At 29.2% G+C, this 23767-nt stretch carries 25 protein-coding genes and 1 other annotated feature; of the genes, 20 read left to right on the forward strand and 5 right to left on the reverse strand.

The window, feature by feature from the left end; genetic code table 11:
* The 7 genes from ACRC28_RS10060 to ACRC28_RS10090 form a co-directional block, all read left to right on the forward strand.
* Nucleotides 1-557: ABC transporter substrate-binding protein (locus tag ACRC28_RS10060; RefSeq protein ID WP_438543318.1), on the forward strand; the 557-nt coding region annotated here is incomplete at its 5' end.
* On the forward strand, nt 541-1533 hold the full coding sequence (locus tag ACRC28_RS10065) for a FecCD family ABC transporter permease (protein ID WP_438543319.1): 993 nt from the start codon (nt 541-543) through the stop codon (nt 1531-1533). The genes ACRC28_RS10060 and ACRC28_RS10065, both read left to right, overlap by 17 nt.
* Nucleotides 1533-2540, forward strand: a complete 1008-nt coding sequence (locus tag ACRC28_RS10070; protein ID WP_438543320.1) for a FecCD family ABC transporter permease — start codon at nt 1533-1535, stop codon at nt 2538-2540. The genes ACRC28_RS10065 and ACRC28_RS10070 overlap by 1 nt, the downstream gene beginning before the upstream one ends.
* A gap of 3 nt (nt 2541-2543) precedes the next feature.
* Nucleotides 2544-3332, forward strand: a complete 789-nt coding sequence (locus ACRC28_RS10075; RefSeq protein ID WP_438543321.1) for an ABC transporter ATP-binding protein — start codon at nt 2544-2546, stop codon at nt 3330-3332.
* A gap of 2 nt (nt 3333-3334) precedes the next feature.
* Entirely contained in the window at nt 3335-4558 is a 1224-nt protein-coding gene (locus ACRC28_RS10080) for an MFS transporter (protein WP_438543322.1), read from the forward strand.
* 113 nt (nt 4559-4671) lie between these two features.
* On the forward strand, nt 4672-5643 hold the full coding sequence (locus ACRC28_RS10085) for an HD domain-containing protein (RefSeq protein WP_438543323.1): 972 nt from the start codon (nt 4672-4674) through the stop codon (nt 5641-5643).
* 56 nt (nt 5644-5699) lie between these two features.
* Nucleotides 5700-5940, forward strand: a binding site (T-box leader).
* A gap of 26 nt (nt 5941-5966) precedes the next feature.
* Complete coding sequence (locus ACRC28_RS10090; protein WP_438543324.1) at nt 5967-7928, forward strand: class I tRNA ligase family protein; 1962 nt, start codon at nt 5967-5969, stop codon at nt 7926-7928.
* 44 nt (nt 7929-7972) lie between these two features.
* On the opposite strand, the gene ACRC28_RS10095 is transcribed toward ACRC28_RS10090, so the two are convergent.
* Nucleotides 7973-8701, reverse strand: a complete 729-nt coding sequence (locus ACRC28_RS10095) for a Fic family protein (RefSeq protein WP_438543325.1) — start codon at nt 8699-8701, stop codon at nt 7973-7975.
* Nucleotides 8702-8893: 192 nt separating this feature from the next.
* Here ACRC28_RS10095 and ACRC28_RS10100 point away from each other — a divergent pair, with 192 nt between their 5' ends.
* On the forward strand, nt 8894-9937 hold the full coding sequence (locus ACRC28_RS10100; protein WP_438543326.1) for a helix-turn-helix domain-containing protein: 1044 nt from the start codon (nt 8894-8896) through the stop codon (nt 9935-9937).
* Between the two features lie 33 nt (nt 9938-9970).
* On the opposite strand, the gene ACRC28_RS10105 is transcribed toward ACRC28_RS10100, so the two are convergent.
* The 3 genes from ACRC28_RS10105 to ACRC28_RS10115 all read right to left on the reverse strand — a co-directional run bounded on the left by ACRC28_RS10105 (nt 9971) and on the right by ACRC28_RS10115 (nt 12853).
* Nucleotides 9971-11320: an MATE family efflux transporter gene (locus ACRC28_RS10105; RefSeq protein WP_438543327.1), complete on the reverse strand. Its 1350-nt coding sequence runs from the start codon at nt 11318-11320 to the stop codon at nt 9971-9973.
* 98 nt (nt 11321-11418) lie between these two features.
* A complete protein-coding gene (locus tag ACRC28_RS10110) occupies nt 11419-11856 on the reverse strand; it encodes a MarR family winged helix-turn-helix transcriptional regulator (RefSeq protein WP_438543328.1) in 438 nt (145 codons plus the stop codon).
* 142 nt (nt 11857-11998) lie between these two features.
* Nucleotides 11999-12853, reverse strand: a complete 855-nt coding sequence (locus ACRC28_RS10115; protein WP_438543329.1) for a metallophosphoesterase — start codon at nt 12851-12853, stop codon at nt 11999-12001.
* Between the two features lie 191 nt (nt 12854-13044).
* Between ACRC28_RS10115 and ACRC28_RS10120 the strand changes: the two genes are divergently transcribed.
* The 12 genes from ACRC28_RS10120 (at nt 13045) to ACRC28_RS10175 (ending at nt 22936) form a co-directional block, all read left to right on the forward strand.
* Entirely contained in the window at nt 13045-13689 is a 645-nt protein-coding gene (locus ACRC28_RS10120; RefSeq protein WP_438543330.1) for a YczE/YyaS/YitT family protein, read from the forward strand.
* A gap of 934 nt (nt 13690-14623) precedes the next feature.
* Nucleotides 14624-15304 (forward strand): F0F1 ATP synthase subunit A, encoded by a 681-nt coding sequence (locus ACRC28_RS10125; protein WP_438543331.1) that lies wholly within the window; start codon nt 14624-14626, stop codon nt 15302-15304.
* Nucleotides 15305-15335: 31 nt separating this feature from the next.
* Nucleotides 15336-15557: an ATP F0F1 synthase subunit C gene (locus ACRC28_RS10130; protein ID WP_438543332.1), complete on the forward strand. Its 222-nt coding sequence runs from the start codon at nt 15336-15338 to the stop codon at nt 15555-15557.
* Nucleotides 15558-15589: 32 nt separating this feature from the next.
* The gene (gene atpE, locus ACRC28_RS10135) at nt 15590-15808 is read left to right on the forward strand and encodes an ATP synthase F0 subunit C (protein ID WP_438543333.1); all 219 of its coding nucleotides are present in this window, start codon (nt 15590-15592) and stop codon (nt 15806-15808) included.
* Between the two features lie 44 nt (nt 15809-15852).
* Nucleotides 15853-16329, forward strand: a complete 477-nt coding sequence (locus tag ACRC28_RS10140) for a F0F1 ATP synthase subunit B (RefSeq protein WP_438543334.1) — start codon at nt 15853-15855, stop codon at nt 16327-16329.
* Complete coding sequence (locus ACRC28_RS10145; RefSeq protein WP_438543335.1) at nt 16330-16866, forward strand: F0F1 ATP synthase subunit delta; 537 nt, start codon at nt 16330-16332, stop codon at nt 16864-16866.
* 49 nt (nt 16867-16915) lie between these two features.
* Entirely contained in the window at nt 16916-18424 is a 1509-nt protein-coding gene (gene atpA / locus ACRC28_RS10150; RefSeq protein WP_438543336.1) for a F0F1 ATP synthase subunit alpha, read from the forward strand.
* Nucleotides 18425-18492: 68 nt separating this feature from the next.
* The gene (atpG, locus tag ACRC28_RS10155) at nt 18493-19404 is read left to right on the forward strand and encodes an ATP synthase F1 subunit gamma (protein ID WP_438543337.1); all 912 of its coding nucleotides are present in this window, start codon (nt 18493-18495) and stop codon (nt 19402-19404) included.
* 15 nt (nt 19405-19419) lie between these two features.
* Nucleotides 19420-20814, forward strand: a complete 1395-nt coding sequence (gene atpD / locus ACRC28_RS10160) for a F0F1 ATP synthase subunit beta (RefSeq protein ID WP_438543352.1) — start codon at nt 19420-19422, stop codon at nt 20812-20814.
* Nucleotides 20815-20823: 9 nt separating this feature from the next.
* Complete coding sequence (gene atpC, locus ACRC28_RS10165) at nt 20824-21237, forward strand: ATP synthase F1 subunit epsilon (RefSeq protein ID WP_438543338.1); 414 nt, start codon at nt 20824-20826, stop codon at nt 21235-21237.
* 236 nt (nt 21238-21473) lie between these two features.
* On the forward strand, nt 21474-21848 hold the full coding sequence (locus ACRC28_RS10170; protein WP_438543339.1) for a GntR family transcriptional regulator: 375 nt from the start codon (nt 21474-21476) through the stop codon (nt 21846-21848).
* Nucleotides 21849-21850: 2 nt separating this feature from the next.
* Entirely contained in the window at nt 21851-22936 is a 1086-nt protein-coding gene (locus ACRC28_RS10175; RefSeq protein WP_438543340.1) for a DUF1648 domain-containing protein, read from the forward strand.
* Nucleotides 22937-23167: 231 nt separating this feature from the next.
* Here ACRC28_RS10175 and ACRC28_RS10180 read toward each other — a convergent pair whose 3' ends face one another.
* Nucleotides 23168-23752 carry a metal-dependent hydrolase gene (locus ACRC28_RS10180; RefSeq protein ID WP_438543341.1) on the reverse strand — a complete coding sequence of 195 codons (585 nt, stop codon included), beginning with the start codon at nt 23750-23752 and terminating at the stop codon, nt 23168-23170.
* Nucleotides 23753-23767 lie beyond the last annotated feature (15 nt).

The raw sequence follows: 23767 nt of genomic DNA on the forward strand, positions 1-23767 counted from the left end.
ACCAGTTAAGTAAAATAGCACCAACAGTTATGGTTAAATTAGATGCTTTAGATTGGAAAGAAGATGTTAAGTCTTTAGGAAAATTATTTAATAGAGAAGAAAAAGCAGATGAATGGTTAAAGTCTTATGAGGAAAATGCAAAGAAGAAAGGTGATGAAATAAAGAAAGAGTATGGAAAAGATACTACATATCTTTCATTCTTAGCAAGTGGAGGACAGTTCTTTGTTTTTGATGGAGCAGGATTTGGAGAAGTTTTATACGAAGATATGGGACTAGCTAAACCAAAGGGAATGCCAAAGCAAACTGATATAAGCTTACCAGTTGTAACTTATGAAGGACTTGCAGCTATAAAGTCAGATTATATTTTCTTAATAGGAACTGATGAAGATATAAAAACTCTTGAAAAAAATAGTGTATGGAAAAGCTTACCTCCAGTTAAAGAAGGTAAAGTTGTAGTTTTAAATTCATCACCATACTTTAATCAAGGATATAGTCCAATAGGAAGAGAATTATTAGTAAATGAAATAGGTGAAATGTTAAATGGAACAAAAAAGTAAGAGAGCAGTAATATTTAGCATAATTGTTATGATACTTCTAGTAATAGGAGTATCTTTAGCTATAATGCTAGGGGCTGTAAAAATTAATTTAAATGATGTTTATAATGCAATTTTTAATAATGATGGAAGTTTAAATAGTTTATTGATTAGAGATGTAAGAATACCAAGAGTACTTGCAGTTTTATTTACAGGGGGGATTTTAGGTGTAACAGGTGCAATGCTTCAAGGGGTTACAAGAAATCCAATAGCAGAGCCTTCAATACTTGGGATTAGCCAAGGGGCAACTCTTGTAATAGCAATCTTTTATGCAGCAGGAATAGCTGTAACTACAAAAAATGTAATGATAGCATCTCTTATTGGAGCTATAGGAACAGGGCTTATAGTGCTTAGCTTTATTTCAAAAAAGGCAAATAATAATTCAATTACAAAAATACTTCTAGCAGGAACTGCAATGAGTACATTTTTTATATCACTTACAACAATAATAGGATTATTATCAAATCAATCTCAAATGATAGGATTTTTTGTGGCTGGTGGCTTTAGAAATGCAAGTTATGCAGATGTGATACTTGTTTTAATTATTTCTGTTGTAGGAATTATTTTAGCAATGTGTTTAGCAGGAAAGATAAATATATTAAGTCTTGGTGATGATGTGGCTATAGGTCTTGGAGAAAATCCTAATAAAATAAGACTTTTAACATTAATGCTTATAATTCCTATGTGTGCAGGGGCTGTTGCTGTTGGAAAAAATATAGTTTTTGTAGGACTTATAATACCACAAGTAGTAAAGAAAATCTTAGGTGAAGATTATAGATATAATATTCCTTGTTCATTTCTTTTAGGAGCAACACTTTTAACTTATGCAGATATACTTTCAAGAATGATATTTAGTCCATATGAAACACCAATTGGAATTTTCACAGCTTTAATAGGAGTACCATTTTTTATAGCAGTAGCTAGGAAGGAGAGAGGGTAATGAAGGAAAGAAAGTATAAGATAGTATTAATAACAACTCTTTCTTTATTAGTTATAGGAAGCATCATATCTTTAAGTATGGGAAGTTATAAATTATCAATTAATGAAGTTATAGCAACACTTTTAGGAAATGGGGACAGACTTCAAAATACAGCAGTATTAGATATTAGACTTCCAAGAATATTAGTTGGAATTTTTGTTGGAATGGCTTTAGGTGTTGCAGGTTCAATGCTTCAAACAGTTACAAAAAATGAGTTAGCTGATACAGGAATAATTGGTATAAATGCAGGAGCAGCTGTTATGGCAGTGTTGTTTATTACATATAAAACTACAAATTATTATGGTGAACTTGGGGAACTTTCAATATTTGTATTGCCTTTTGTGGCAACAATAGGAGCTTTTTTAGCAGCTTTTATTATTTACATATTATCAAGTAAAGGTGGAATAAAGCCAAAAAGGCTTTTGCTTATAGGAATAGGATTAAATGCAGGATTAAATGCATTTATAAGCTTTATAACCTTTAGAGGTGGAGTTTCTGATTATAATAGAATATTAGTTTGGACATCAGGAAGTCTCTGGGGTTCAAGTTGGAAGTTTGCAAGAGTAATTATTCCTATTGTAAGTATAGTTATTCTTTTAGTTTTGATAAATCACAAAAGATTAGATGTTTTAAGTTTTTCTGATGAAACAGCAATTTCTCTTGGGTTAAATATTGAAAGAGAAAGAAAAAAGTTTATAATTTTAGCGGTTATTTTAGCAGGAGTTTCTACAGCTTTTGCAGGTAATATTGCATTTTTAGGACTTATAGCACCTCATATTGGAAGAAAGCTTGTGGGAGCATATCATAAGCACTTCATTGTAATTGCAGGAGTAATAGGTGGGGTGGTAGTTGTAGCTTCAGATATAATTTCAAGAAATTTATTTTCACCTATTGAAATACCAGTTGGAATTATAGTATCAATCTTTGGAGTACCGTATTTTATTTATTTAATGATGAAGGAGAATTAGAAAATGGAAGCTATAAGTGTAAGAAGTTTAACAGTTGGATATGAAGATAATATAATTATTGATAATATGGATTTAGATATTTTAGAAGGAAAAATAAATATAATAATTGGAGCTAATGGATGCGGGAAATCAACATTATTAAAGACTGTAGCAAGAATTAATAAGCCTAAAAATGGGCATATATTTATAAGAGAAAAAAATATAAAAAAGATTAAAGAAAAAGATATTGCAAAGGAAGTAGCATTTCTTCCACAAGGACCAGTAGCACCAGAAGGCTTAAAGGTAAGAGAGCTTGTAGCCTTTGGAAGATTCCCACATCAAAAAATGATGGGAGGACTTAAAGCACATGATAAGGAGATTATTGACTGGGCAATAAAAGAAACAGGACTTGAAGAGTTCTCAGATAGAGAAATAGAGAATTTATCAGGTGGGCAAAGACAAAGAGCGTGGATAGCAATGGTTTTAGCTCAGGAAACAGATATTATAATGCTAGATGAACCAACTACATATTTAGATATGGCATATCAACTTGAGGTGTTAGAAGTTCTTCAAAAGTTAAATAGGGAAAAGAAGATTACAATAGTGATAGTTCTTCATGAACTTAATAATGCATGTAGATTTGCAGACAATATAATTGGTCTAAAAAAGGGAAAAGTTATTTGCAAAGGGAAACCAAAGGATGTAATTACAAAGAAAAGTTTAAAGAATATTTATGGTGTAGATGCAAGTTTAGAATGGAGTGAAGATGGCGAGTATCCTATATGTATGGAATACAATCTTCTTAAGAGATAAAAATGAGAAATAAGAATTTTATAATAATAGTTATAGGGCAAATTATATCTTTATTTGGAAATTCAATTCAAAGATTTAGCATGTCTTTATACCTGTTAGAGCTTACAGGAAGTGCAGCATCCTTTGCAAAGATACTTGCAATTTCAACTATACCCTATGTACTGTTTGCACCTATTGCAGGAAAATTATCTGATAGTGTATCTAAGAAAAAGATAATGGTTTATATTGACTTTTTCTTAGCAAGTTTAATTTGTTTATATGCAATGATTTTATTTAGTGGAAATGATAGTGAAGTTATAGTTGGAATAGTTATGTTTTTATTAGCAATATGTTATACACTATATGGACCAGCTGTAGTGTCATCAATTCCAGTTATAGTAGAGGAAGAGAATTTAACAAGAGCTAATGGAATAATAAATGGAGTTAACTCAGTAGTAAATTTTGTAGGTCCAATATTTGCAGGAGTTCTTTATGGTTTTTTAGGAATAAAAATAATTGTAATTATAAATGGAATTAGCTTTTTAGCATCAGGAATTATGGAATTATTTTTAGATATGGATGAAGTTATAGAGAAAAAGGGAAAAGAAGAAAAATTTATTAAAAAATCCTTTATAGATATGAAAGAAAGCTATATATATTTAAGAAGAGAAAAAAAAGCAGTCTTTGGAATAATACTATCCTATGGATTATGCAATATATTTCTTGTACCAATATTATCAATAGTTGCACCATATTTTATAAATGTAGTTTTAGGATTAAAGCCAGAAGTGTATGGAATAGTTGAAGGAATATGTGTTTTAGGAATGATTTTAGGAGGACTTCTCGTTAGTTTAAAACCAAAATTATTTACAATAAAAAAGGTACATTATACATACATACCTATGATAATAGGAGTTTTAATAATGTCCACATTAGGAATTATAGATATACATAGATATGTTTTAGCATTACTATTTGGGATAGGTGGAATGCTTATAATGTTTTCACTAGCTCTATCAAATGTAGTAACACTAACATTTATACAAAAAGAAGTTGTAATAGGAATGCTTGGAAGAGTATCAGCATTTTCAACAGCTATTGCAACTATAAGTGTAGCACCAGGTCAAATATTATTCGGACAAGCAATTGAAATAGGAATTCCAATAGAAATTATATTAGGAGTAACTTTTTTAATAAATATTGGACTTATGCTATTTATTAAATGGAATATTAAGAGAAACTCTTAGTAGTGGAAATTGAAGAAACGGGAATAATTTAATATAATTAAGAGAAGATTAAAGTGCTTAGTAGACGATACTATAGCACTTTTTAGTATATAAGAAAAAGGAGTGGAGACAAAATGGTGATAGAGGATAAGATATATGGAAGATTTCAAGTTGAAAAGGTTATTGAAGAAATTATCTATACTAGAGAGATTCAAAGATTAAAAGGAATTCATCAAGGTGGAGGAAGTTATTTAGTTAATTCTAAATGGGATAGTTCAAGATATAGTCATTCTGTGGGAGTTATGCTTTTGATAAGACTTTTAGGTGGAAGTATTGAAGAACAAATTGCAGGACTTTTACATGATATTTCTCATACAGCTTTTTCTCATACAGTAGATGTAGCACTTGGAAATAAGGATGAGGATTATCATGAGAAAATATATGAAAAAATTATAGAAGGTTCTAAGATAAAAGAAATATTAGAAAGATATAATTTAAATTCAGAAGATATACTTTTTAATGAAGAAAAATGGACAATATTAGAGAGGAAAATGCCAGGTCTTTGTGCAGATAGAGTTGATTATACTTTAAGGGATATGTACACTTATGGATTTATAGAAAAAGAAGAAGTGGAGAGATTTTTACCCTACTTAAAAGTTTGTAATGGAGAAATTGTTATTACATCTATTGAAAAAGCAAAGTGGTTTGTAGAAACATATACTAAGGAAGTTGTAGATTTCTTTAGAAGTCCATTAAATGTGTATGCAAATGATACTCTTGGGAAAGCTATGAAAATAAGTTTAGATTTAAAGGAAATAACCTTAGAAGATTTAATGAAGGAAGACAAGGATATTTATAGTAAGCTACAAAATTCAAGTTCAAAAGAAGTGAGGAACTTAATTGAGAGTTTAAATGAAAATATTAAAGTAAAAGAAGATAAAGAAAACTATAATATACATACAAGGCAAAAAGTAAGAATAGTAGACCCAACAGTAGAAATAGAAGGGGAATTATTTAAAGCATCTGAAAAATCAGAGGAGATAGAAGGAGTAATAGAAAAAACATTAAGGACTGTAGAAGCCGATATTTATATAAAAATATTGTAGATTAAAGTAGAGATTGCAAAGAAATAATGAATATGATATACTAATCTCAAATTAATGTAAAGGCTATGAAGAGAAGAGTAGTTTTATTTAGAGTTTTAAGAGAGTCTGCATTAGGTGTAAGCAGATAACTAGGATAAAATGAAGCAAGGCTTGGAGCCTCATACGGATTACAAGAAATTGTATGATGCTATGACGTTTGTCTACGTTATAAGACTAGAGTATATTTGTACTTGATGAGGCTTTTATGGTGACATAAAAGTGAATTAGGGTGGTACCGCGATTATAGTCGCCCCTTGGAATTAATATTTCAAGGGGTGTTTTTTGTGATTTCAAAAAGAATAATGAAGGGAGAACGTCCAAGTTTTCCTAAAAGAGCGGTAGTTACAGCTGGTATGCCATATGGTAATAAAAATTTACACTTTGGGCATGTTGGTGGAATGTTTGTTCATGCAGACATTTATGCAAGATTTTTAAGAGATAGAATAGGAAAAGAAAATGTAATTTTTGTTTCAGGAACAGATTGTTATGGTTCTCCTATATTAGAAAGCTATAGAAAGCTTAAAGAAGAGGGATTTGAAGGAACTATAGAAGATTACGTTAAAAAGAATCATTTAAGCCAAAAAGCGACTTTAGAAAAATATGAAATTAGTCCAAATCTTTTTGGTGCATCAGCACTTGGTAGATGTGGAGAAATTCATCAAGAAGTTTCTAACTGGTTATTTGAAGAATTATATAAAGAGGGATACATAAAAGCAGAATCAACGCCTCAATTTTATGATGAGGAACTTGATGTATTCTTAAATGGACGTCAAGTTCAAGGGAAGTGTCCTATAATGAACTGTACTTCAGAGCATGCTTATGCAGATGAATGTTCACTAGGGCATCAATATATGCCAAGCGAACTTATAAATCCAATATCAGTACTTTCAGGAAAAGCTCCAGCTTTTAGAAATGTAACTAACTGGTACTTTGGGCTTGATAAATGTATTGATGAACTTAAAGATAGAGTTGATTTATTAAAGAGAAATAGTAATACAAGAAAATATCAACTTAATATATTAGAAGAGTTTTTAAAGAAACCTATGGTTCATGTACCAAGAAAATATATAGAGGACTTAGAAAGCTTAGAAAGTAAATTACCAAAGCATACTACTATTGATGAAGAAAAGAAAAAATCAATTACTTTTGAATTTGATTCATTAGAAGTAAGAGACGAGGCTAGAAAAGTTTTAGAAGAGCTTGGAATTAACTATACAGCAGCAAAAACTTTAGTTCCATTTAGATTATCAGGTAATGTTGAGTGGGGAGTTAAAGTTCCAGAAGAAGAGGGATTAAAAGACTTAACATTCTGGGTATGGCCTGAATCATTATGGGCACCAATTTCATTTACTAAAGCATACTTAGAAGAAAAAGGAAAATCTATTGATGAATGGACTAACTGGTGGTGTGATGATGAATCATTAGTTTATCAATTTATTGGAGAAGACAACATCTACTTCTATTCATTAGCTGAAATGGGAATATTCAATGCTTTAAAGGTAGAATTACCACACGTAATTCCAAATAGACATATTTTATTTATGGATACAAAAGCTAGTAGTAGTTCAGAAATAAAACCACCTATGGCTGATGAATTATTAGAGCATTATACAGCAGAGCAATTAAGAATGCACTTTATGGGACTTGGTCTTTCAAATAAAAGTACAGGATTTAAGCCACAAGTATTTATGAAGGAAGAAGAAAAAGTTGGACCAGATATGGTTCTTAAAGATGGAAATCTTTTAACTAACGTTTATAACAGACTTATACGTTCATGTTTCTACACAACTCAAAGTTACTTTGATGGAAAGCTTCCAAGTGGAGAATTAACAGAAAAGATTAAAAAGATAGTTGAAGAAAAAACATTTGAATATGAAAAGCACATGTATAATCATGATTTCCATAGAATAGCATATGTTTTAGATGAGCTTATAAGAGAAGTAAACAAATATTGGGCTGGTCAAACAAGAATAGCTGATAAAGATAATAATGAAGAATTAAGAAAACAAGTATTAATAGATTGTATGTATGCTTGTAAAGTAATAGCTATATTAATCCATCCAATAGCACCAACTGGATGTGAAATGTTCGCTGAATATTTAAATATCTCAGAAGAAATTTGGAATTGGGATAATATATTTGCTCCAATAGAATTCTACGTTGGAGATTTATCTAAGCATGAATTAAAATTCTTAGAGCCAAGAGTAGATTTCTTCTCAAAATTAGAAAGCCAATATAACGGATAAAAATGAAAGCTACCTTCTAACAATTTTAGAAGGTAGCTTTGTTATTAATTTAATGAGTCTAAGCACTTTAAAGTATTTACTAATAATTCATTTTTTTCTTCTAGAAAAGTTTGGCAGTTATTTAAAATTTCTTCTAGTGGTTTAAAATTCTTATTGACCTGGCTTTCAGTTAAAGCTTTTTTATATTCAGTATTAAATTTTTCATCTATAGCAATTAAATCAATATTTGATTCAATACATTGTTTAAGCATTATAAATCTACCTACTCTACCATTTCCATCTTGGAATGGATGGATTTGTTCAAAATTGCTATGAAAACGAACTATAGCTTCAAAATCTTTTTTTGACGTATTCCACCAGTTTAATAATTCATCCATTTTTAAATCTACTTCCCAAGGACTAGCTAGAACCACAGGAGAACCAGATATCATATTAGGAATCTTTTTCCAGCAACCTGCAAAGCCACGTTCTTCATCTAAGCTATTTTTCTTTAGTATAGAATGAAATTCTAAGATTAAGTTTTTACTTAAATCTTCATTTAAAGTATCTACAACGAAATCAAATAAAGTTAAAGAGTTTATTGTTTCAAAAACATCATCTATCTTATGACTTCCTTCTACTATCTGACTTTTTAAATATGTATCTAAATTTTCACGTGTAAAAGTACTACCTTCAATTTTATTAGAATGATATAAAAACTCTTTTTTAAGCTCATCATAAATTGAATTAGGATATTTTTTTATTTCAATGATTTGATGTGGGTTTAGTTTCATTTAAAATTAGTCTCCTTTATAAGTATGATAAGTTATATTATAAACATTTTTTATTTCTTAAACAAGGAATTTCTAAAGTTAGGCTTTTAACTAGAAGTTAAAATTATTTAGTAATTAATAACTTCTATTCAATTGTAAAGAATTGTAACACTTTGTATAATAAAGACATAAAGAAAAGGGGAGAAAAAAATTATGAAGATAAATGAGATTATAAAAGAAAAAAGACTTTTAAAAGGACTTACACAAGAAGAAGTTGCAAATTACTTAAGAGTATCTACACCAGCAGTTAACAAGTGGGAAAAAGGAGTTTCATACCCAGATATAACACTACTGCCACCACTTGCAAGACTTTTAGGGGTGGATTTAAATACATTATTATCATTTAAAGAAGACTTAACAGATGAAGAGATAGGACATTTTATGAATGAACTTGTAGTTATTATGAGTAAAGATGGATTTGAAGCAGGGTTTAATTTAGCTTTAGAAAAGATTTCTGAATACCCTACTTGTGGAAAGCTTGCATTAAGCACAGGAGCAAGCCTTCAAGGTGGATTATATTTATTCAATGTAGAGGATAAAGAAAAGTATGAAGAAAAAATAGAAAAATTATATATAGAAGCAAAGGAAAGTAAAGATATAGAAGTTAGAAATTCAGCAATATCAATGCTTATAAATAAATATTTAGAAAAAGAAGAATGTGAAAAGGCAGAAAAGCTTATAGAAGAATTAATAAGCGTAACTTATGATAAAAAAGAACTACAAACAAGATTATATAAAAAGAACGGTGATAAAGAAAAAGCTTTAGAAACTATGGAGGAAAGGCTTTTGAAAAATGTAACAGATAATTTTATGATATTAAATGAAATGATGATTGAAGCATTAGGTGATAAAAGAATAGAAGATGCAGAAAACTATGCAATGCTTATAGAAGAAACTACAAAGAAATATGATTTATGGGAATACAATATTTATGCTGCATATTTTCAATTATATATAGCGAAAAAAGATGAAGAGAATAGCGTGAAAACATTAAGAAAGATGTTAGAAACTATACAAAAGCCATGGAATTATTCAAATTCAAAATTATATAAGCATATGAAAAAGAAAGAAAATGATGAGAGCTTTAGTGAAATATTCTTACCAAACTTTATAAGAATGTTAAAAGAAGATACGGAAAAAGAATTAGAGTTCTTAAAAGAAAATAATGAATTTCAAAAGTTAATTAATGAATTATAAAAATGAACCGTCCCTAGGGGCGGTTCAAAAATTTTAAGAGGCTATTTCAGTAGGTAGGACTTTAAAATCTTTTCTTATAAAAAGATACATTATTAAACCAACTAAAAATGCTAATAAATCTGTTGTGGGTATTGCTAGAATTACTCCAAGAAATCCTAAATAATAATGATATATTATTAGAGCAGGAATTGTTAAAACTTGAATTAAAGTTATTACAGTTGTTGGAATTCCTTTTCCTGTAGCCTGGAAAATTCCAAGTAAAAGTCCAGAAAGTCCTGTGAAAAGTGATGCAAAAAGCATTACTGCAATTATAAATGTACAAAGTTTTATAACCTCAGGATCATTAGAAAATAGTTCTACTATTGGCTTTTTAAATATAAATACTATTATAAAGAAGCTAATTGAAGTTAGTAAGATATATTTAAAGCTTCCACGAACAGCTTCTTTAAATCTTTTAAAGTTTTTAATTGAATAACTATGTGCAAATAATGGAATTAATCCAATGAAAATTCCCATAGTTATAAATTCAGGAACTTGTGATATACGAACTGCTATACCAATGCTTGCCTCAGCAGTAGGACCATATTCCATAGAGAAGTTATTTAGTAATAATACTGAAACTAACATAAATGATAGTTGAATAATTTCAGGAAAACCAATTTTAAAGATTTCTATTTTATCCTTAAAGCTAATTTTCTTTATCTTAAAAAATCCTTTTAATTTATCATCCTTATATTGAAGATAATATATGTAATATAAAGCAGAGATTAAATTAGAAAGAGACATAGCAATAGCTGCACCAACTAAATCTAAGTGAAATACTAATATAAGAAGTGGGTCTAAAATTAAGTTAACTAAAGCACTTATTCCCATTCCATACATAGATTCACGTGTAGCACCTGTACTTCTAACAAGTTGCTCTAAAGTAAAGTTTAAAACAATCATAAAGCCTGTTATAAATAAAGCTATTGCATAAGATTTAGTAAATTCAAAAGTTGTTCCACTAGCACCAAGTAATCTTGTTAGAGGATTAATAAAAATAATAGAGATAATAGATACAATAATGCTAAAAATAAAGCTTGAGTAAACTGCATAGGTTGCAATACTTTTTGCTTTGTCTACCTTATCTTTTGCAATTAATCTAGTTATATATGTAGAAGAACCTACTCCAAACATATTTCCAATTGCCATTAGAATTAGGAATATAGGCATTCCAAGTGTTACAGCAGTAATCATGTCTACATTTTTTAAAAGTCCTATAAAAAATATGTTTATAACATTATAAACAGTTCCAATTGATAAACCAATAATCATAGGAATAGAAAGCTTTTTAATTGCTTTGTTCATTGGTGCATCTTTTAAGTAATATTCATTTGTTTCCATAATAATTTTCTCCTTAGTTTAAATATCTAATAGTTAGAATTCTAACTATTACTTTAAATAAAAATCATCTAATTAGAAAATTCTTAGATGATTCTTATTTAAAAATTAGTATATAGTTTAATAAGTAACTTATGTAAAGTTTGAAGTTCATCTTCTTCTAAAATATTATTAAAGCTTTTTTCTAAATCAGAAAAAATCCGTCTAGAATCAGAAATAATAGCTTCACCTTTTTCAGTAAGATAAATATTTTTTTGTCTTTCATTATCTTTTTGAATACAGCGAGTTATATAGCCTTTTTTTTCTAAGCCTTGGAGCATACTAGTTATAGTTGCATTTTTTTTATTGAAAAATTTAGCTATATCACTTTGTATTAACCCATCATTTTGATACATTGAAATATATCCAAGAACTCTTCCTTGTGTTGAGCTAACACCTAGAGATTTAATTTCTTCATCAGCCTTTAGCTTTAATTTCATAGTTAAAGAGCGTAAAAGACCCATAGAATCCATATCTGCCACAGAAAATTCTCTATTCATAATAAATCACTCCTTTATTTTTAAGAATATCATCTTAAAAATAAAAGTCAATATTCTAATAGTTAGAATTCTAACTATTAACATAATATTAAAGATTTAGATGAAGATTTAACTTCACCTAAATCAAATTTCACCTATAGAATTAAATGTTTTTTTCTAAGGTTATAGAAACTATATCAGGTCTATTAAAAAGTCTTAAAGGAAATCCACTATTTCCAAGACCACGACTTACAATAAGATTATTTTTCTCACCCTTATAAAGCCCTGCATAAAATTTAGGAAGTATGCCTTGACCTGGTGCAAAAAGACCTCCTATTTTAGGGAGGATAAATTGCCCACCATGAGCATGACCAGATAGCATTAGATCAAAATTATAGTTTGAATAATCTCCTTTTAAAGAAAACTTTTCAGGATAATGACTTAATAAAATTTTGTATCCATCAAGATTACCTAAGGAATTTAAAAGCTCCTCATAGCCTTCAAAATGATAAGTATCTAAAACTTTATTAAGTGGAGAAATATTAGATTTTACTAAATGCTCTGCAAGTCCTAAAATATTTATTTTTTGCTTTTTAATAATAAGTGTTTTAATTTCATTAGAAAGTGCATGAACTGAAACATTATTTAAAGATTCCATTATGTAGAAAAGTTTATCTGTTCTAGCTTCATTATTTCCTGGAATATAAAATACAGGACATAGTTTAGCTAAAGAGCCTACAAAGGAAATGATTTTATTTATATTTTTTAAGTTTGAATCAATAATATCACCAGTTAAAAATATGATATCAGGACTTAATTTAAAAATATGATTATAAAGATGTTTATTTCCTTTCCCAAATTCCTTACTATGAAGGTCAGATAAATGGACTATATGTATATCTTCTTTAAGATTTGTTTTTAGATTTATTTTAGTTGTTTGCAGTTTATTATTTTGGTAATAACAAAAACTAGCTCCTGCAAGTACACCAAGTGGAATATATTTAATTAAATTTTTCAAAAAATCCCCTCCTTGAATTAAAATAATAATCTTAATTATAAGCATTTTTACTTTTTTAAACAATAAATCTTTTATTAAGAATTTAAACAATAGGATTTATTGAAAAGTATTCCTTAGATTTTGATAAAATTCTTTAAAAGTTAAGTGCATATATGTATAATAGACATTAGGAAAAAAATGGGGGATGAAAAATGAGAGATTTAAAAAAAGTATTTTTTAGACTTATGTTAGGGTTCATTTTATGTGGAAGCTCTACTGTGTTTATGCTTAATTCTAATTTAGGATTATCACCATGGGATGTTTTGCATGAAGGAGTTTCTAAGATAAGTGGAATGACAATAGGAACAGCAAGTGTTATTATAGGAATTTTATTTTTACTGTTTGGTATAATGATTGGACAAAAGCTTGGTCTTGGAACAATTTTAAATATGATTATTGTAGGTCCGATTATTGATTTTATTATTTATATAGAAATAATCCCAGTTTCAAATAATGTTTTTACAGGAATAATTATGATGATAATAGGAATGCTTACTATGGGGTATGGTTGTTATCTTTATATAGGATGTTCATTGGGGTGTGGTCCAAGAGATGGAGTAATGCTTGCATTAAGTGCTAAAACTAATATACAAATAAAGTACATTAGAGGAATTATTGAAATAACTGTTTTAGTGATTGGATATATTTTAGGTGGAACAGTAGGGCTTGGAACATTTATATCAGCAATAGGACTTGGATATTGCTTGCAAATAGTTTTTAAACTAAAGAAATTTAATGCAGAAGAAGTAGAGCATAAATCATTAAGAGAAAGCTTAGGGCAGTCAGTATCAAACTAGATTAAAGACCTAGTTATCAAAACTTAAAAAATAGATTAAAAATAAAGAGAGAGTTATCAAAATGATAGCTCTCTCTTTATATATAAAATATCGGTTAAGTAAATTATGAGATAATCATAACATATTCTTCCAAAATAATAAAGGTAGATTTAAATTAAATACAAAAATAATTATGTAAACGAAAACAATAGAAAAATTTAAAAAAAGATAAAAAAAACAAAGTATATTTATGCAATAAATAAATATTATTTATTCAAGGAAATAAATAATATAAAATATATGGAAAATTATGAAAATAAGTGATATTAAAGGTAAAGATTTCAAAAATAAATATATATAGTAATAAAATTACAAAATTAATTGGATTAAAAATGATAAAATTAACAGTAAAAGTTAAAAATGATAAAAACTTTGATTAAATGAAAAGGATTAGTTAAGAATATTAAAAAATTAAATATAAAAATTAGAAATTAGATATAGGTAAAAAAATATAGATGCCATAGGTAAAAGTTATTATAAACAATTTTTAGAATTTTCAGAAAAAAGAATAAATTATAAATATATACTATCAAAATATTAAAAAAATTATGTAAAAGGATTAAAAATGGCTAAAATCAAGCGTAAAATGAAGATGATTTATTCTAAATAAAGAAAAATGATGAAAAATGTCTAAAAAAGAGAAATTTGGAGCTTTAATCTTTCTTTTGTAAAGTTATATAATAGCTACAAGGGACACGAGGGAATAATTTTCCAAGAGTTCGTATTTAAATACAGATTTAGGCTAAGAAATAGAGAATATGAATAATGAAGGAATAAGTATTCATTAAACAAATTTTTTTACTATTCTATGTCGAATTTTGTAATTAAAGAAAAAGTTTTACATCTAATATGTAGAGCTTGAAAATTTAATAGTATCTAAGGAGGTGAAAAAAGCATGAATGTATTTGGACCTTTGTTTACATGGAATATTTTTGGAATGGAAATTCCATCATGGATAGTAATCCAATGGGGAGTTATGATTGTTCTGATTATAGCAGGTATTCTTTTAGCTAGAAAATTAAGCGTGGACAAGCCAAGCAGATTACAGGTTGGAGTTGAACAGGTGTATAGCTTTATCGCTAATTTAGTAGGTGAAAATATGGGGAGCGAATACTCAGGCTACGTTCCTTTTGTTGGAACACTTGCAGTGTATTTATTAATTTTGGATCTTTGCGGACTTATAGGTTTTGGCCCACCAACAAGAAACTTAAGCGTAGTTATTGGATTTACTGTAATAACAGTATTTTTAGTTCATTACAATGCAATAAGAAAAAAAGGACTTGGTGGATATTTCAAAGGATATGCGAAGCCATATGCAATGATGCTTCCAATTAACATAATTGAAAAAGTGTCATTTCCATTATCATTAGCACTACGTTTATTTGGTAATATGTTAACTGCTGCAATAGTTATGGGACTTATCTATAGTGGACTACGTCACATAAATGTATTTGCACAAGCAATAATACCAATAATCCCACATTCATATTTTGATTTATTTGATGGGGTTGTTCAAACAATAATCTTTGTAATGCTTACTGTAATTACTATTAAATTAGATGCAACAGAAGAGTAAAATTTAGAAAGTTAAGTTAGGAGGAAAAAATATGAGCGAATTAGCAATGTTAGGAGCAGGGATAGCTGTTATGGCAGGTATTGGTGGAGGAATCGGTACTGGTATCGCAACATCAGCTGCTATAAAAGCAACAGTAAAACAACCAAAGGCGGCAGGTAAAATACAAGGTATATTTATCTTAGCAGCAGGTTTCTGTGGAGCTACAGCAATATATGGTTTCATTATTTCAATGATATTAATGTTTGTTAAATAAAAAGATTACTTTATAGTAAGGAGGAAAGAAAAATGGGAATAGGATTAATCGGTGTAGGATTAGCGGCAGTTACTGCAATAGGAGCAGGTATTGGTATTGGTATAGCAGCTAAAGGAGCTGTTGAAGGTATAGCTAGAAAACCAGAAATGTATGGGAAGATTCAAAGTTTATTCATATTAGGTGCAGGTCTTGCAGAGGCAACAGCAATTTATGGTCTTATCGTAGCGATATTACTATACTTTGTAAGATAAAAAATAAAAGTATATATCCTTTTTGGAAGGAGGTTAGTTAATATATGAGTATTAATTTAGGTCAAGTTATTTTTACAATAATAAACTTTATAATCTTACTATTAGTATTAAAACATTTCTTCTGGGCAAAATTCAAAGTAATTATAGATGAAAGAAGAAATATGATATTAGCAGATATAGATTCTGCAAAGGCTAACTTAAAGGAAGCTGAAGAATTAAAAATAGAAAATGCTAATATTTTAAAAACTGCTGATGATGAAGGTAAGAAAATTACTGAAGAAAGAAAGAAACAAGCAGAAAAGATTTATAACGAAATTATTCAAGGTGCAAGAGATGAGTCAGAAACACTTAAAAATAGAGCTTCTCTAGAAATAGTTAGAGAAAAAGAAAAAGCACAGTTTGAGCTTAAAGAACAAGTTGTTAATTTAGCTATAGCTGTTTCTAAAAAAGCTTTAAATGAGTCATTAAATGAAGAAGAGCACAGAAAACTTATAGATAGCTTTATTGATGAGGTGGTATAGATGTTTGAATTTTTAGATAAAAGATATGCACTTGCCATTTATAAAATCGCAGAAGAGAAAGATAAAGTAAATGAGTTTATAGAAGTTTTAAATGAGATATCAAGTCTTATTAATGAGGATGAAGATTTAAAAGAAATCGCATATCATCCCCAAATAAGTACATCAGAAAAGAAAGTTATATTTAGAAAGATATTTAAAGGAAAAATTGATGATGATATATTATCTTTTTTAGAACTTCTTATAGAAAAAGGAAGACTAGTAAATTTAGGTGGAATTTTAGAACAACTTAAAAAAATTCGTTTAAATAAAATGAATACTGTAGAAGGTGTTGTAAAAAGCGCTATTCCATTAACAGATGAAGAGTACAGTAAATTACTTAACAAATTAGAAGAGAAATATAAAAAGCATATTTTATTAGAAAGAAAAATAGATAAAGAGCTTATTGGAGGACTTTTCGTACAAGTTGAAAATGAGGTAATAGACGGATCTATTAAAGCAAAATATGAAGATATGAAGCTTCTAATGATGAAAAAGTAAAATAGAAAATAAACAAACAGTGGAAAATAATAAAAGAGGTGGTGAGTCCATGCATATTAAACCAGAAGAAATAACTTCTATTATAAAAGAAGAAGTTAGTAAATATAAGAAGAACTTAGAAACTGTTGATTCAGGAACTATAGTCCAAATTGGTGATGGTGTTTGTACAGTTTATGGATTAGATAATTGTGTTGAGGGAGAACTTTTAAAATTCCCAAACAACGTATTTGGTATGGCACTTAACTTAGAACTTGATAGTGTTGGATGTGTTTTACTTGGATCAGAGGACGGAATTAAAGAGGGAGACATCGTTGAAAGAACAGGAAGAGTTGTTGAAGTTCCTGTAGGAGATGCATTAATAGGAAGAGTTGTTAATGCTTTAGGGCAACCTATAGATGGAAAAGGACCTATAAGCAATGATGGATTTAGAGCAGTAGAAATGCCAGCACCAACTATTATTGACAGAAGTTCAGTTAACGAACCATTACAAACAGGGATTAAAGCAATTGACTCAATGATTCCAATTGGTAAAGGTCAAAGGGAGTTAATTATAGGAGATAGACAAACAGGAAAAACTGCAATAGCAGTAGATACTATCTTAAATCAAAAAGGAAAAGATGTTATTTGTGTATATGTTGCAATAGGACAAAAACAATCGACAGTTGCAAATATAGTGAACACATTAACAGAAGAAGGGGCTATGGATTACAGTATAGTTGTATCAGCTACAGCAGCTGATAGTGCTCCACTTCAATACATTGCACCTTATGCAGGATGTTCAATGGCTGAATATTTCATGTATAAAGGAAAAGATGTCCTTATAATTTATGATGATTTATCTAAGCATGCTGTTGCATACAGAACAATGGCACTTTTACTTAGAAGAGCACCAGGAAGAGAAGCTTATCCAGGGGATGTATTTTATATTCACTCAAGACTTCTTGAAAGAGCAGCTAAATTATCAGTAGAGCTTGGACAAGGTTCAATAACTGCCCTTCCTATAATTGAAACATTAGCAGGAGATGTTACAGCATATATTCCTACTAACGTAATTTCAATTACAGATGGACAAATATTCCTTGAATCAGAATTATTTAACGCAGGACAAAGACCAGCTGTTAATGCTGGTATATCAGTATCAAGGGTTGGTGGTAGTGCCCAAATTAAAGCTATGAAACAAGTAACAGGTACATTAAGACTTGAACTTGCACAGTTTAGAGAACTTGAATCTTTCTCACAATTTGGTTCTGACCTTGACCGTGATACACAAAGAAGACTTGAAAAAGGTAAAAGACTTATTGAAATCTTAAAGCAAGACCAATATAAACCTATGGCAGTTGAGCATCAAGTTTGTATATTCTATTCAGCAGTTAATGATCATTTATCAGATGTACCATTAAATGATGTTAAGAGATTCCAAAAAGAGTTCTTAGATTATTTAGATGAAAAAGAGTATAACTTAATCACTTCAATAAGAGAAGAAAAGAAATTTACAGATAAAATAAAAGGTGAACTTGAAGTAGCTATAAAGGAATTTAAAAAGACTTTTCATAGCTAAGAATAAGGAATTTAGAATTAAGCTTTAATTCTAAATTCTTAATTCTAAATTAAAAAGGAGGTGACTTTATGCCAGCTGCAGGTTTATTAGATATAAAAAGAAGAATTAAAAGTGTACAAAGTACTCAAAAAATAACAAAGGCTATGGCACTTGTATCTACTTCTAAACTTACTAAAGCAAGGATGAATCTTGATAGTAACAATCTTTATTTTCAAAGTTTAGATGATATGAAAAAGGAATTATTAAAGATTTTTGAAGAATTTAGTGAAAATGAATTTGTTTGTGATAACGGACAGAAAAAGAAATTATATGTTATATTTGCTTCTAATTCAGGTCTTTGTGGTGGATTTAATGGAAGTGGAGCTTTGTATTTAAGTGATAAATATCCTAAGAATGAAAGGGAAGAGATAGAAACCTTAATCATTGGTGATAAAGGAGTATCTTACGCTAAAAAATATGGCTTTACAGTAAAAGATAAAATTTCGACTATAAAAGATGGAATAGAGCTTAAAGATGCAAGACATATAGCATCAGATTTAATGAGAGCTTATGCAAGTGGTGAATATGGTGAAGTAAACTTCATATATACAAAATATATATCACCAATACAACAAGATATTATGTGTGAAAGAATTCTTCCTTTTAATATAGAGAGTAAGGATGAGGAAAAAGAGATAACTGATAATATTGAAAAAGAAGATTTATTTGATTTAGATGAAGATGAGGACGAAGATGAAGACGTTGCATCAGCTAAAATGATAGAAAGCTTTGTTTACAGATATATGGAAGGAAAAATAATAAATACTGTATATCATTCACAAACAAGTGAGCAAAATGCTAGAATGCAAGCAATGGACGGAGCAACTAAGAATGCTGATGATATCTTAGATGCATTAAATACTAAATATAATAGAATAAGACAAAGTGCTATAACACAAGAAATTTCAGAAATTGTTGGTGGAGCAGAAGCACAGAAATAGATAGGAGGGAAACTTATTATGGCTAATATAGGTAAAGTAGTTCAAGTTATTGGACCAGTAGTTGATATAAAGTTTGAAGCAAATCAATTACCTAACATGTACAATGCTATAGAAATAAAAAACGGGGAAGATACTTTAGTTTGTGAAGTTGAGCAACACGTTGGAGATGATATAGTAAGAACAATTGCTATGGAAAGTACAGAAGGATTAAGAAGAGGGGTAGATGCAATAGATACAGGAAAAGCTATTACAGTACCTGTTGGAGAAGCTGTACTTGGAAGATTATTTAATGTTTTAGGTAAACCAATGGATAATAAAGGAGAAGTAGAAGCAGACACTTACTATCCAATTCATAGAGCTGCCCCAACATTTGAAGAACAATCAGTTGTTCCTGAAATGTTTGAGACAGGAATTAAGGTAATAGACCTTATAGCACCATACCAAAGAGGTGGTAAAACAGGACTATTTGGAGGAGCTGGAGTTGGTAAAACAGTTCTTATCCAAGAGCTTATAAATAATATAGCTAAAGAGCACGGTGGACTTTCAGTTTTCACAGGTGTTGGAGAAAGATCAAGAGAAGGTAATGACTTACTTGGTGAAATGACTGAATCAGGAGTTATTAAGAAGACAGCCTTAGTATTTGGGCAAATGAATGAGCCACCTGGAGCAAGAATGAGAGTTGCGTTAACAGGACTTACAATAGCTGAATCCTTCAGAGATAAAGGACAAGATGTGTTATTATTCATAGATAACATATTTAGATATTCACAAGCAGGTTCAGAGGTTTCAGCCTTACTTGGAAGAATACCATCAGCCGTTGGATATCAACCAACATTAGCTACTGAGATGGGAGCTCTTCAAGAGAGAATTACATCAACTAAACAAGGTTCAATTACATCAGTTCAAGCAGTTTACGTACCTGCCGATGACTTAACTGACCCAGCACCAGCGACAACATTCAGTCACCTTGATGCTAAAACAGTTTTATCAAGAGCAGTTTCAGAAAAAGGTATATATCCAGCTGTTGACCCTCTTGATTCATCATCAAGATTACTTGATCCAAGAATAGTAGGTCAAGAACATTATGATATAGCATCAAAGGTTAAAAATATTTTAGAAAGATATAAAGAGCTTCAAGATATCATAGCTATCTTAGGAGTTGATGAATTATCAGATGATGATAAAGTTGTAGTTTCAAGAGCAAGAAAAATAGAAAAATTCTTATCACAACCTTTTACTGTTGCAGAACAGTTTACAGGAATGAAAGGAAGATATGTTTCAGTTAAAGAAACAATAAGAGGATTTAAAGAAATATTAGAAGGTAAACATGATGACCTTCCAGAATCAGCTTTCCTTTTCGTAGGAACAATAGATGAGGCTATAGAAAAAGCTAAGAGCATGCAAGAGTAGGTGAGAGATATGAGTGGATTTAATCTATTAGTTATAACACCACATAAGCAAATATACAATGAAAGTGCTGAGATGATAAGTTTGAAAAATTCAAATGGTGAATTTTCAATTTTAGAAGAACATGAAAATTTAATTACACCAACACTTCCAGGAAGACTTACTATAACAAAAGCTGATAATAGTATTTTAGAATACTTCGCATCAGGAGGAATCTTAAATGTTAAAGATGGAACTGTAGTTGTATGTGCAGATACTGTAGAAACTAAAGAAGAAATCGATGTTAAGAGAGCAGAAATGTCTAAAGAGAAAGCAGAAAGTAAGTTGAAAGATGAAAAATATAGCAATGAAGGTATTGATGAGTTAAGAACTAAATTAGCTCTTAGCCGTGCAATGGAACGTATTGATTTTGCTAGTAAGAAGTAGTTGTGAATTAAATTAAGAATGAAAAGTTAAAAATTTAGAATTTAGGAGAAAACTGGCTTGGGCCAGTTTTTTTCATTTTGAATATAGAAGAGTATTAGTTAGAAATGAAATTGAATAAATTTTTAATTAGAAAATATTATATGGCATAGATAAATTTAGAATTTTAAGGAATAGTGTATCGAATCTTTAACACTTATGTTATATTATATATATAACAATAATTGAGGAGGAATTTAATGTTTATAGATGTTGAGTTTGATAGTGATGTTTCGATTTATTTGCAGATAAGAAATGAAATAGTTAAATCTATAGCAACAGGTGTTTTAAATGATGGAGATAGTTTACCTTCAGTTAGAGAAATGTCGTCCATGATTGAAGTTAATTTGCATACTATTAATAAGGCGTATAATTTATTGAAGGCTGAAGGCTTTGTTAAGATTGATAGAAGAACAGGGGCGATAATAGAGGTAAGAGAAAGAGTAGAGTATAGAGAACAGTTCGAGGAGAAGTTAGAGCTTATACTTTCAGAAGCATTTTTAATGGGAATCTCTAAAGATGAGATTGTGGAAAAGGTTTTAGATAATTTTAAAAACTTTAAAAGGGAGAGATAGAAATGGATGGTGAGATTTTTATAATTTTCTTAGTGATGGTAGTTTTAATAGCTATGAATAATTATTTACCTATAAAGGGAAGAAAGGGAATTTTGTTTGGATGTATTGTTGAAGAGGAACAAAAGCTAGAAGAGCCTTTTAAGGGAATAATTATAAAATATAAAAAAATAAATTTAATTACAGGAATTATATTTCTTTTAATTGTTGCATTAGGTGGGATTTTAAAAAGTGAATGGTTACTTCCAATTGGAATACTTCTTTATATTGGTGTTAACTTTGTTATAAGTGCAAAAATGCATAAATTTGTTTTAGCCTCTAAAAAAACTAATGTAGTTTATAAAAAGCCAAAGACTGTTGCAGTTTTAGAAAAAGTTAAAATTAGCACAAAAAGAACTATATATTATATAGGAATAGCTTTTATATTTATTTTTATAAATGGATATGAAATAATAACTAGATATAAAGACTTGCCTGACAAAATACCAACACACTTTACTCTTAGTGGTGTAGCAGATGGGTGGACAGATAAAGCTTCAGGTGGAGTATATATAATGATAGGTACAATTGTACTACTTATTTTAATTTATATAGGGTCAGATATTTTAACTTATAAAAGCACAATGAAAATTGATCCTAAAAACAAAGAAGGCTCATACAAAGCAAATCTAAAAACTAAAAAGCTTTTAAGTATAATGCTTGCACTTACTATGTTACCAGTTTTAGTAGTATTTACAGTAACTAACTTTGTAACTCTTGGGATGATAGATGGAAGTATATTAAAATATATTATGGTTGTTCAATTGTTAACAATAGTTGGAGTAATTGGATTCTGCATAGTTATAGTAAAAGAAAAAAATAATTATGAGGTAAAAGATAAAAATGTAACTTTTAAAGATGACGATAAATACTGGAAATTTGGAATGATTTATTATAATAAAGATAATCCAAAAGTATTTGTAGAAAAAAGAAGTGGGTTAGGATTTACAGTAAATGCAGGAAGGTTTTGGGGAATGATATTTTATATTGTAATTTTAGTTTTGTTGCTAAGCACGGTGTTACTTCCATTAATGGGGGGAATTAAGAATTAATAATTTAAAATTTAGAATTAGGGGGAATTGCAAGCAATTCTGATTGAGGGGACTCAAAATTTATCTGGCGATAAATTTTATCGTAGGGAGAGATTTTGCGTAAAAGTGAATAGGGAAGAAGTAAGAGTTAATGAAAATTAGGGATATACAAAGAGGACTTGCTTGCAAGTCCTCTTTTATATTTTAAATTCGCCTTAGCGAATTTTTTCCTTCATTCTTCATTTTTAATTATCAATTTTTAATTTTAAAAACGATTTGTATTAAGTCTACATTAAAGTATTTTAATGCTATTAAGTAAACATTGTATAATAATGCAAGGGCTATTAGGAATTTTAGTAGTTTGTGAAAGGCTACTTCACCTTTAGATCCTGTACGGATATTAAATACTTTGAAGTTGAATTTGAAGGGGAAGAAAAGTTCTATTCCTTCTCGTGTAAAAAGATCTAGTACAAGATGTGATATGTATCCTAGAAGGAATCCACCACAGATTGCTATTACTACTATATTTTCATGGCTTATATATATCAGGGTAAGTGAAATTATGTAAAGTATAAATGTAAAGAAAAAACTATGTGTAATTCCTCTATGCTTGGCCTTTTTAAAAAGTGCTGCAAGAAGAGGGTAACGTTTGGCAATGTATGAACCTTTCATATCTATATCTGGAAAAACTGACCCCATATTTGAAAAATGAAAGAATAGTGCTATTAGTAAGATTTGATATAGGGGTTCATGTCCTTTTATATAATCACTTACAAAAAGATTTAATGCTAAAAGAGCAAATAAAAATCCTCCTGATGAATGTGTATTTTTTGTCATTTGTTCTCCTTATGT

Origin of the sequence: Clostridium sp., from assembly GCF_051650885.1 — a bacterium.
In the GTDB taxonomy this organism is placed as follows: Bacteria; Bacillota; Clostridia; order Clostridiales; family Clostridiaceae; genus Clostridium.